This window comes from Candidatus Aquicultor secundus (genome assembly GCF_002791875.1).
GTDB classification, from domain to species: Bacteria; Actinomycetota; Aquicultoria; order Aquicultorales; family Aquicultoraceae; genus Aquicultor_A; species Aquicultor_A secundus.
Genome location: NZ_PFNG01000157.1, coordinates 1 through 10,508 on the forward strand (window position 1 = coordinate 1; position 10,508 = coordinate 10,508).

At 51.2% G+C, this 10,508-nt stretch carries 11 protein-coding genes; all 11 read right to left on the reverse strand.

The window, feature by feature from the left end; all coding sequences use genetic code 11:
- A partial coding sequence (locus COY37_RS06460; RefSeq protein WP_286976856.1) for an epoxyqueuosine reductase QueH occupies positions 1–345 on the reverse strand: 345 nt, incomplete at its 3' end.
- Positions 346–1,206, reverse strand: a complete 861-nt coding sequence (gene otsB / locus COY37_RS06465) for a trehalose-phosphatase (RefSeq protein ID WP_286677667.1) — start codon at positions 1,204–1,206, stop codon at positions 346–348.
- Positions 1,203–2,231 carry a glycosyltransferase family 4 protein gene (locus COY37_RS06470; RefSeq protein WP_286677668.1) on the reverse strand — a complete coding sequence of 343 codons (1,029 nt, stop codon included), beginning with the start codon at positions 2,229–2,231 and terminating at the stop codon, positions 1,203–1,205. Before COY37_RS06470 ends, otsB begins: the two co-directional genes overlap by 4 nt.
- Before the next feature lie 43 nt (positions 2,232–2,274).
- Positions 2,275–3,306, reverse strand: a complete 1,032-nt coding sequence (locus tag COY37_RS06475) for an NAD(P)H-dependent glycerol-3-phosphate dehydrogenase (RefSeq protein WP_353682415.1) — start codon at positions 3,304–3,306, stop codon at positions 2,275–2,277.
- A complete protein-coding gene (gene plsY, locus COY37_RS06480; RefSeq protein WP_286677669.1) occupies positions 3,302–3,928 on the reverse strand; it encodes a glycerol-3-phosphate 1-O-acyltransferase PlsY in 627 nt (208 codons plus the stop codon). Before plsY ends, COY37_RS06475 begins: the two co-directional genes overlap by 5 nt.
- A 166-nt stretch (positions 3,929–4,094) precedes the next feature.
- Complete coding sequence (der, locus tag COY37_RS06485; RefSeq protein ID WP_286677670.1) at positions 4,095–5,405, reverse strand: ribosome biogenesis GTPase Der; 1,311 nt, start codon at positions 5,403–5,405, stop codon at positions 4,095–4,097.
- Positions 5,406–6,821: a DUF512 domain-containing protein gene (locus COY37_RS06490; protein WP_286976860.1), complete on the reverse strand. Its 1,416-nt coding sequence runs from the start codon at positions 6,819–6,821 to the stop codon at positions 5,406–5,408.
- Positions 6,822–6,832: 11 nt separating this feature from the next.
- Entirely contained in the window at positions 6,833–7,672 is an 840-nt protein-coding gene (locus tag COY37_RS06495; protein ID WP_286677963.1) for a 4-hydroxy-3-methylbut-2-enyl diphosphate reductase, read from the reverse strand.
- Entirely contained in the window at positions 7,669–8,286 is a 618-nt protein-coding gene (locus tag COY37_RS06500; protein ID WP_286677962.1) for a lysophospholipid acyltransferase family protein, read from the reverse strand. Before COY37_RS06500 ends, COY37_RS06495 begins: the two co-directional genes overlap by 4 nt.
- 35 nt (positions 8,287–8,321) lie before the next feature.
- Positions 8,322–9,005, reverse strand: a complete 684-nt coding sequence (gene cmk / locus COY37_RS06505) for a (d)CMP kinase (protein ID WP_286677961.1) — start codon at positions 9,003–9,005, stop codon at positions 8,322–8,324.
- A 91-nt stretch (positions 9,006–9,096) separates the two neighbouring features.
- Positions 9,097–10,389 (reverse strand): 3-phosphoshikimate 1-carboxyvinyltransferase, encoded by a 1,293-nt coding sequence (aroA, locus tag COY37_RS06510; RefSeq protein WP_286677960.1) that lies wholly within the window; start codon positions 10,387–10,389, stop codon positions 9,097–9,099.
- Positions 10,390–10,508: the final 119 nt, after the last annotated feature.

Below are 10,508 nucleotides of genomic sequence, written 5' to 3' on the forward strand. Positions count from 1 at the left end.
CTGGTAAGGGCTTATCAGAAGAGTCGTCGTGAACGCATCGTATCCCTTTTCTGCGGCAAACCGGGCCGCCTCGTTCAAGCGAATGCTATAGCACGTGCGGCACCTGTCGTTTTCGTTGCCTGCGACCGCGCGCAGGTACACCTGCGGGTCGTACTCGCCGACGCGCAAATCGACCCCAGCAGAAGAGCAGAACCCGGCCAGCGTTTCGAGCCGCCTCATGTATTCCATGGACGGGTGGATATTCGGGTTGAAGTAATAGCTCGTTATTCTATATGTGTCTTTAAGTATGCTGTGCGGATACACAAAACACGGCCCGCAACACGTATGCACCAAAAGGTCTTTCATTTATCTCACCCTTGGGATAGAAGACATCCACCGCAACAGGGCCTCCGCCGCATCGACGCTCTGGACCACATAGTCGGCCTCCTGCATGACGGCGGGTGCACTCTCATCTGAGGCTATTGCGATCGATACTGTTTGCAACCGTCCCTCATCCCTTAATTGCCGAAGCGCTTGGAATGCGTCGATATCCGTCACGTCGTCGCCCAGATACATGGCCCTCTCGATGCCTGCACGCAGCGCAATAACCGTTACCGCGTCACCTTTATTTACCGGCAGGTCCGGCTTTAGCTCGATAACATACCGGCCTTCGGCTTGTTTTAAAGGGTATTTTGCAAGCATAGGTTTTAATACCTCTTCTATCCGCGCTTTTGCCTGCTCTTTGTCCTCAACCTGCCTATAATGCACGGCCACTCCGAGCTTCTTTCTCTCCACGAAGTAGCCCGTAGCGTTGAATATATCAGATAGTTCAGATGCAAGGTTTCCTGCCAGGCCGAAAAAGTTGAATGCCTCGGGTACATAGAATTGTTTGCCGTCTTCCAGCCACTCAAGACCGTGGTTGCCTATGTAAACGAGGTTTTCAAGCGCTACCATCCTGCGGGCCTCGGTTGAGTCCCTCCCGCTCACTATCCCTACGACCGCGTATTTCTTATTAATGTCTTGCAATACTTTTCTCATTTCGGGCGTAACGATCGCCTCTGCCGGCGTAGGGGCTATCTTGCTTAGGGTTCCATCAAGGTCGCTGAATATGCCGGATTTTTCCGGATGCTCTTTCCAATTAGTAAGCGCTTCATATAGCACGTCAGCTAGCACATCATCTATCGCTTTATCTAGTACTTTATCTAGCGCTTTATCTATATCTGTCATTGCTTCTCTAGTATCTTCCTGTAGTTCTGCTCGTATTTATCCGCCATTGTTTCGGGACTGAAGTTGGCGAGCACATAATCCCTGCAAACCTGGGGGTCTATCTTAAGCGCATTGTCGATCGCGGCGGGCATCTCGTCTACGGTCTCGACGATATAGCCGACCTTCCCATCGGCAACGACTTCGGGGGACGAGCCGTTTCTAATCGCCACAACCGGGGTTCCGCAGGCCATTGCCTCGGCCATAACCAGGCCAAACGGCTCGGGCCACTGTATCGGGAACACAAAACACTTCGCCATCTTTAAAAGCTGCCGTTTCTCGGCCTCATCGATCTCGCCGGTGTAGACTATTTGCTTGCCGTCGATGTGCGGCTTTACTTTGGCATCGAAATACTCCATATCGATCGGGTCGATTTTTCCCACCAGGATAAGCTTTTCTCCCCGCTCTTTTGCAACTTCAATCGCGAGGTGCGTCCCCTTGGCCTCGCTGATTCTGCTGACCATGATAAGATAGTCATCCTTTACTTTTGAGAATGGGTAATTATGGATATCGATCGCATTATACACCGTGTCGACATAATTCAGAATAGGCAGGCAACTTCGCTGGTAGTCGCTTATCGCGTTATAGTAGGCCGCATCTTTAAAGTGCGTGTAAAACATCGAGGTATCAGCGGTAAACGGCCCGTGAAGCGTGTGAAGCATCGGCCGCTTGATTTTGTGAGAAAACGCAACCCCTAGGAAGCCGCTATGGTCGTGGACTATCTCAAACTCTTCCGCGATTTTATAGGCCTCGCTTACTTGGATCGAGTCGTAAATCGTCATGTTGAGCGTTCCGAGCTTTGAAGTTTGGCCCTCTTCATAGAAGTATTTTACGTCGGCCAGCGTATCGGAATCACCTGTTGCGAATAAAACAACCTCATTCCCTCTCTTTACCAGCTCATCCGCGAGAAGTGCAACCACCCACTCGATGCCGCCATAACCGCTCGGTGGGACTTTGATCCACGGTGGGGAAATCAGCAGTATCTTCATCTATAAGTTCTCTCCTTGTCTGTATGGTTCGCAGTCGCTAATCCTACTCGGTTTCCCAGGAGAGGCCGCGAATTTCTTCTACGGCGCCCCTCATCATCAGCTCGGATACGCAAGCGAACGGGTTCTTGCCTTCGTGTAAGACCTCGGTAACAAGCTCGGTTATCGGCATATACACGTTGTGCTCTTTGGCCATATCACGTATGGCGCCCGCGGTTTTTATGCCCTCCGCCACCATGCTCATCTCGCCGGTAATCTGATCGAGCGTCATACCTTTTCCAAGCATCTCGCCGACCCCTCGGTTACGGCTATGTTTACTCATACACGTTACTACCAGGTCACCCATACCGGCGAGACCGGCGAACGTGCGGACATCCGCGCCCATCGCGAGCCCGAGGCGAATCATTTCGGCGAGGCCCCTTGTAATCAAGGACGCCTTAGTGTTATCGCCGTATCCCAGGCCGTCCGAGATACCGGCGGCTATCGCGATCACGTTTTTAGTCGCTCCGCCCAGCTCGACCCCTACAAGATCGGGGTTTGTATAGACCCTGAAAAAGGGCGTCATAAAAACATTTTGCAGTTCTTCGGCAACGCTTTTGCTCCTGCTCGATATCACCGTCGCAGAAGGAATATATTTGCTTACCTCCTCAGCGTGGTTCGGCCCGGACAAAACGGCGATCTTGTTTTGCATCTCGGGGGCAAGCATCTCCTCCAAGACCTGCGACATCCGCTTTAATGAATTCTGCTCGACACCTTTTGCAAGGCTTACAACTTTTTTATTTCCCAAAATGAGACCTTTTGCCTTGATGGCTATGTCTCGCATGGCATGCGACGGAGTAGCCATAACCACGACATGCGCCGGCCCAATCGCCTCTTCGAGATCGACTGTCGGCGCTATATTTTCGTGTACATCTATGTCTTTCAGGTATTTGGGATGGCGACCGGTCTCACGAATCGCTTCGACAACAGATGTATCTCGCGCCCAGAGATGCACGCTATATCCCTTATTGGCCAGGAGGTTTGCGACCGCCGTCCCCCAGCTACCGGCTCCTATTACCGCTATATCGTTCAGTTTAATCTGCCTCCATGCTCTTTTCCCCCATCTTTAGCTCGGTACCCGCCAGTAACCTGGATATATTCGACCTGTGCCTATAAACGACTACCAGTCCAACAAGTAGAGAGAACGCTATATATACCGTTGATGGATATAATATCGCCACCAATACCGGTAGCGTTAGAGCCACGATTATCGAAGCGAGCGATACGTATCGCGTTAGCGCTATCACCAATAGCCAGATGCCGACCAGAATAGGCGCCGCCCATGGCCAGAGGGCCAATATAATACCCGATGCGGTGGCCATCCCTTTTCCGCCGGAGAACCCCAAGAATATTGAATAACTATGGCCGATAACCGCCGATAATCCTACAATTACGCTCATTAGCGGCACGATATCCGGGCTATCCGATAACACCGCTTGCGCTATCAATATGGGGATCATCGCCTTCAAGACATCTGCGGTGAGCACCAAAAATCCCGCGATTGGACCGAGCGTTCTGAGGCAATTTGTCGCCCCGATATTGCCACTCCCATGCTGCCTGATGTCAACGCGATAAAACACCTTGGCGATAACAAGACCGAACGGTACCGAGCCTAGTATGTACGCAAATGCTATGAGTAGTGCTATGGATAGAACTAGCAACAGTATCTCCTGTTATATTAGGGGCCAGGGGCCAGGGAAAACCTTCTTCTTACTCTTCACAACGCTTCAGAATGACATCCCTATAAACACCTTAATAGATCGCTCTCTAGACCCGCGCCCCATTCACCAATTAACCCATTCACCATTCACCGATCTTCCCTGGTCCCTATCTATATTTGCTCCTAAAATGTATATTGATCGGGCAACCGATAAAACCGTAGGTCTTTCTGATCTGGTTTCCAATATAGCGTTCATAGGATGGCGTTACAAGTTGTGGGTGGTTTACGAAAAACACGAATGTCGGGGGCCTGGTTCCGGTCTGCGACGCGTACGACATCTTGAGCGTGCGCCCACCTTTTGCGGGTTGAAGGCCTTCCGCTTTAATCTTCATTATCAGGCCGTTTATGGATGCGGTAGAAACCCGTTTGTCGTATTCGGCCATTACCTGGTCGAACAGCGTAAATAATTTGACTACGCCGCTGCCTGTTTTAGCCGAGACTTTCAACCTGGGTGAATAATCAAGGAACCGCAATTTGGTCTCGAGAACGTCCTCCACTTTATCCGCCTTCTCGCGGGTTTCGACTAAGTCCCATTTGTTTAAAACGAGAATGCTGGCGCATCCCCGCTCTTCTACAAGACTTGCTATTTTTTGGTCCTGGGTTGTCGGGCCTTCCTCGGAATCCATCACGATAACCGCAATGTCCGCCCGGTCGAGCGCCCGGAGCGACCTTAAAAAACTGTAATATTCGATATCTTCTTTTACCCTGGGCGCCCTCCGCAAGCCGGCGGTATCAATGAAGCGGTACGTCACGCCGTCTTTTTCGAATACGGTATCGATGGCGTCCCGCGTGGTACCGGGGACTTCGCTTACGATCACCCGCTCCTCGCCGAGAAGCCTGTTGAGTATCGAGGATTTCCCGACATTCGGCTTGCCGACCAGGGCAACCTTTACCTCATCCGCATTTTCGATTCTCTCGACGGATGGCAACAGCGCCGTTATCGCATCCAAAAGGTCGCCGACGCCAAGCCCGTGCATTCCGGATACCGGATACGGCTCGCCCAACCCCAGGTTGTAGAACTGGTAGATCGCCGCCTCGTGGACGATATCGTCGATCTTGTTTACCGCAAGGATAACGGGCTTCGTCGAACCCCTGAGGTGCTTTACTACAAGGTCATCCTCGGGCATCTGGCCGACCATTCCATCAACGACGAAAAGGATTACATCCGCCTCCTCAATGGCGAGAAGCGCCTGCTCGGTAATCTGCTTGCCCATCGATTTATCGACCCCGAAATCAATGCCGCCGGTGTCGATAATTGTAAAGGTCTTGCCGTTCCATTCGGTATCGACGTAGTTTCGATCGCGCGTAACCCCGGCGGTTTCATGCACAATCGCCTGCTGGGTCGCTACCATTCTATTTACCAACATCGATTTTCCGACATTCGGCCTTCCGACGACCGCAACTAAAGGATATGACATCTAGTTTTCTATAACCTCCATAAACCCTTCGATAAATCCTTCGCCCGAGCTTCCGAAAACTCTTACCTCTACACCCAGCTCATACGCCGCCCGTTCGGGCGAGTAGCCATCGAGCATAAGGCCGTCCGCGTTCAGTACCACATCGGGTACGACTAATATATCCGGCACGCCGTGTTCCAAAAACATCCGGCGTGCGCTTGAAACGATATCCGTTCCGGTTAATAAACCGGTTACGTTTACTTTTCCACCGAAATACTTATTTTCAACGGGGATCACATCGATAGCGATCCCCGTGATTTGATGTATGTCATGGGCAATGCCTTCGAGTATACCCGCAAACAACTCGCCTGTTACCAGCGCAATTCTCGGTAGTGCTTTCCCTGTATGCCCTACTTGCCCTGTTTTCTGACCTTGCGCTGTTTGTGCTTGTTTTACCGCTTTTGTTGTTCGTTGTTCGTGCTTATTCTTGCTCGCAACGGCCTTCAACTGCTCGATGCCGTGCTCCGCCTCGTCGATGAAGAGGCTCGATAAGCCGATGCCGTTCTCTATCTGTGGAAACTCCCCGTAATGCGCAATGGTTGGAAGCTTACGGCCTGCGGCGATGTAAAACTCGTCGGCAATATAGACCCACGGCTCGCCCTTCTGCCTCTCGAGCTTTTCCTGCCACCGCTCGACCTGCTCAATAAGCTCCATTATCTCTTGTTTTTCAAACGAACGCAAAGGGTATAAGCCGTCCCTATATCCGGTCAAGCCGACCGGCACAAGGCCGACTGAACCTACGTTTGGATAGTCGCTCGAAAGCTCTTTGATCGAGCGCTCCAGCTCATCCTTATCGTTTAAACCGGGGCACATGACCATTTGAATATGAATCTCGATTCCGGCATCGGAAAGTCGTTGCAGGTAAACGAGTGTTTTGTCTTTCTTCTTTCTGCCGAGCATCATCAAGCGCAGCTGCGGATTCGTCGCATGAAGCGATATGTAGAGGGGACTTATCCTATCTTCGATAATCCGGTCGATATCCTCGTTGTTCATATTGGTAAGCGTCACGAAATTGCCATAGAGAAACGAAAGGCGGTAATCATCGTCCTTTACGTAAACCGCCTCCCTCATACCCGGCGGCAACTGATCGATAAAGCAGAAAACGCATTTGTTGGCGCAGGTTTTTATCCCATCGAACAAAGACGTCGAAAAATATATCCCAAGCCCGAGAAGATGCGGGTTGTCGATCTTTATATGTCGATGTTCGCCATCGCGCTCTAGCTCGACGTTGAGCACCTCATCGGCGGTGGCAAGCTCGTAATCGAGTATATCGCGGAGCTTTTTGCCGTTGATCGATATAATTTTGTCGCCCGCCCTTATTCCGTTTTTATGCGCAAGACCATCCGGCTTTACCTCAGATACTTCCGCCGCAATCATGTTTGCACCATTTAATCGGCCAGCGCCTTTACGCGGTCGATTACCTCCTTGAGGATCCAGTCCGGGGTGGAGGCGCCCGCTGTTACACCGATATGCTTTATCCCATCAAGCCACGCCTCTTCAATCTCATCGCTGGTCTCGATATGGTAGCTCTTCTTATTGTTTTCCTTGCAGATCTGGGCCAGACGCGTTGTGTTGGCGCTGTTTTTGCCGCCCACAACCAGCATAAGGTCGACCATCTCCGAGAGTTCCCGCGCCGCCTCCTGTCGCTGGCTGGTCGCGTTGCAAATCGTGTTGAACACTTTAAGTTCCTTTGTTTTGCTGAGTAACCCTTCAACGATATTTTTCAGGTTCTCGATGGACTGCGTGGTCTGCACCACAACGCCCACCCTGTTCATCTCTTTTATATTCTTAAGCTCGTTGGCATTTTCAACAACCAAGGCCTTGTTGTCGGTAAACGCCAGAAGCCCGGCAACCTCCGGGTGATTTCTCTCGCCGACTATTACTACTTTATAGCCGCTTTTAACGAGACTTGCCGCCCTTTGCTGCGCTTTCGCGACAAACGGGCAGGTCGCATCTATAACTTCCAGGTCTCGTTTGCGGGCGGCTACGGTAATCTTGGGATCGACGCCGTGCGTTCTGATGATAATAGTTCCCGTATCGACCTGATCAACAGAGTTCACCGCCCTCACCCCCTGCCTTTCAAGAGACTCGACGACCTGGGGATTATGAATAATCGGGCCTAATGTATAAATCGGCTTCTCGGAGCCGACGGTTGCTTCAAGCGCAAGTTTGAGCGCCCTCTGAACTCCATAGCAATAGCCCGCATGTTTCGCCGTTGTAACTTTCACCTTTTTCCACCTGCTATGAGGCTTTCTATCTCACCTATCACCCGCGCGGTAAGTGCGGCCTCTTTTTCTTTTCTATCCGCCGTAGCGACTTTTTCAACCCGAATTGGCTCCCCGATTATCGCTTTTAACTTGGGGAACCTCGGTAATTTGCTACCGTCCGGTAGCACTTTATCGGTTCCGATTATCCCGACCGGCACGATTGTCGCCCCGGTTTTTAAGGCGATCGACGAGACTCCCGGAAACGGCTTCCCCAGTTTTCCCTCTCTATGCCGCGTTCCCTCGGGGAATATCAGCAGCACTTCGCCTTTGGATAATATTTTCAGCGACTGGACTATCGCCCCCTTATCCACCGTTCCCCTGTTAACCGGAAACGTGTGCAGCGCTTTTAACACTTTGCCGAATCCCGGGATTTTTAAGAGCGATGCTTTTCCCATAAAATTAACCGGCCTCGGCCTGGCGACAAACGCAACCATAATGGGGTCAAGATAACTCATATGGTTGGGAGCAATGATTACGGGACCGGTTTTCGGAATATTGTGCTTTCCGATAATCTTAAATCTATAAAGGGGTTTCATGATAAGAACAAGCAACGTGTAGACCAGTTTATAGAACATAACTTTTAGCTCTCTTAGCTTTTCTCAGCTTCCTTCTACTCTTTCTGCTTTTCTTTCTGCTTTTTCACTAAATCCACTATTTCTTGCACTACCTGGCCGATTGTCTTATTTGTCGTATCGATTGCACGTGCATCCGGCGCCTTCGCTAGTGGCCCGGTCGTTCTTGTCGAATCGATTTTATCTCTTGTCACGATATCCCGTTCGACCGTAGACAGGTCTATTGCGTGCCCTTTTTCCTTGAGCTCGCGGTACCGCCGTTTAGCCCGCTCGACCGCAGAAGCTTTTAGAAACACCTTTACCTCGGCATCGGAGAATACAACCGTCCCGATATCCCTTCCATCCATCACAAGGTCGGGATAGCTATCTGCAAACGAACGCTGTTTCTTGATAAGCGCCGACCTCAGGGCAGGCACTTTAGACACAGTCGACACGGCAGCGCTCACCTTTGGGGTTCGTATCGCCTCCGTAACATCATCGCCGTCTATCCGTACGATGAGGTGTTGCGACGCATCCAGCCCATCCATCTCGATCTGGGCGCTTCGAGCAAGTGCGGCAAGCGCATCCTCGTTGGTGATATCGATTCTTTCTTTTAAGGCCTTCCAGGTCACAGCCCGGTACATGGCGCCGGTGTCGACGTACTTAAACCCCAACCGTTTCGCCACTTCTTTTGCAACTGTGCTTTTTCCCGAGGCCGCAGGCCCATCAATCGCGATTATCATTGTTCAATAGTAGCAAATTTCAATTTCTATAGCTATCTAGAGGGGACGTTCTTAATTTGCGCAAATAACTAGCGACGGGGACGTCGGCTAGTTATTTGCGCAAATTAAGAACGTCCCCTACAAACGAGGGGTAAGAGATAGCGATAGACTCGCTGTTCTCTATAACGGTCTCGCCATCGGCTACCAGGGCGGCAACCGCCAGCGACATCGCAATTCGGTGATCTCCGTGGCTGTTTACACGGGCGCCTTTGAGAGGGGTCGGGCCGTGGATTATCATGCCGTCGTCCAGCTCTTCGATGATGGCCCCCATCTTTCTAAGTTCTGCGCTGAGGGCGGCTATGCGGTCGCTCTCTTTCACCCTGAGTTCACGCGCATCTCTTATTTCGGTGCGGCCTTCGGCCTGGGTGGCCGCAACCGCGATGATGGGTATCTCGTCGATTAATCGGGGGATAATTTCTCCCTCGAGGATGGTTGCTTTTAGTTGAGCGCTTTTGATTTCCATATTCGCCCTCGGCTCGTTGCTTACGTCTCTTTGATCGCTTAAGAGGATGTTTGCGCCCATTTCGTAGAGGGCATCAATGATGCCGGTTCTTGTTTCGTTGACGCCAACGTTTTCTATTCTCAAAGAGGAATCATTTACAATTGATGCCGCAACCATAAAAAACGCCGCGCTTGAAATATCGCCGGGAACATCGACCGGTGCTGCTTTCAGCCGCTGGCCCCCATTAATCTTGTAGGTGGTGTCATAGCTATCGATACGCGCACCAAAAAGCTCAAGCATGCGCTCGGTGTGGTCTCTTGATTGAGCGGGTTCGCTTATCTCGGTCTCGCCTTCCGCAAGGAGCGCTGCAAGCAGAAGGCATGTTTTCACCTGTGCGCTTGCTACCGGAAGATTGTATTGGATGCTCTCAATCCGGGACCCATTGATGGCAAGCGGAGGATAATTTCCTTCTTCTCTGCCCCATATTTCCGCCGTCATTAACCGTAAAGGCTCTACCACTCTGCCGGTAGGCCTGCGCCTAATAGATGCATCGCCGGTTAAAACAACAAATAAGCCCTGGTCCTGGCTGGCAAGAATTCCCGGCAAAATCCGCAGCGTCGTTCCCGAATTGCCAACATCAAGAACATCACCCGGCTCTTTTAGCCCTTTTAAGCCAACACCGTGTATTTTAAGTTCTGTATCGGATAATCGCTCTATAGTAACGCCAAGCGATTCAAAACACCGCATCGTGCTTATGCAATCCTCAGCAGCCAAGAAACCGGTAACATGCGTGACCCCATCGGCAAGCGCGCCGATCATAATCGACCTGTGCGAGATCGATTTGTCTCCAGGCACCGTAATCGTTCCACTTATGCTGTTAATTTTGCCAACCGTTAGTTGCATATTTGCCGCCTCGCTCAAGGATTCAGAAGCCAGGAGCCAGAATTCAGAATAAAACCTTCTTCTTACAGTAGCTTAGCTACGCCTAGACGCTGGTAAGTGACAATCACCGTTACTGCACC

What these genes read in the sequence shown, in the direction of transcription:
- otsB (WP_286677667.1), bottom strand. Translation starts at nt 1,206, where the DNA reads ATGACAGATATAGATAAAGCGCTAGATAAAGTACTAGATAAAGCGATA.
- COY37_RS06470 (WP_286677668.1), bottom strand. Translation starts at nt 2,231, where the DNA reads ATGAAGATACTGCTGATTTCCCCACCGTGGATCAAAGTCCCACCGAGC.
- der (WP_286677670.1), bottom strand. Translation starts at nt 5,405, where the DNA reads ATGTCATATCCTTTAGTTGCGGTCGTCGGAAGGCCGAATGTCGGAAAA.
- COY37_RS06490 (WP_286976860.1), bottom strand. Translation starts at nt 6,821, where the DNA reads ATGATTGCGGCGGAAGTATCTGAGGTAAAGCCGGATGGTCTTGCGCAT.
- COY37_RS06500 (WP_286677962.1), bottom strand. Translation starts at nt 8,286, where the DNA reads ATGTTCTATAAACTGGTCTACACGTTGCTTGTTCTTATCATGAAACCC.
- cmk (WP_286677961.1), bottom strand. Translation starts at nt 9,005, where the DNA reads ATGATAATCGCGATTGATGGGCCTGCGGCCTCGGGAAAAAGCACAGTT.
- aroA (WP_286677960.1), bottom strand. Translation starts at nt 10,389, where the DNA reads ATGCAACTAACGGTTGGCAAAATTAACAGCATAAGTGGAACGATTACG.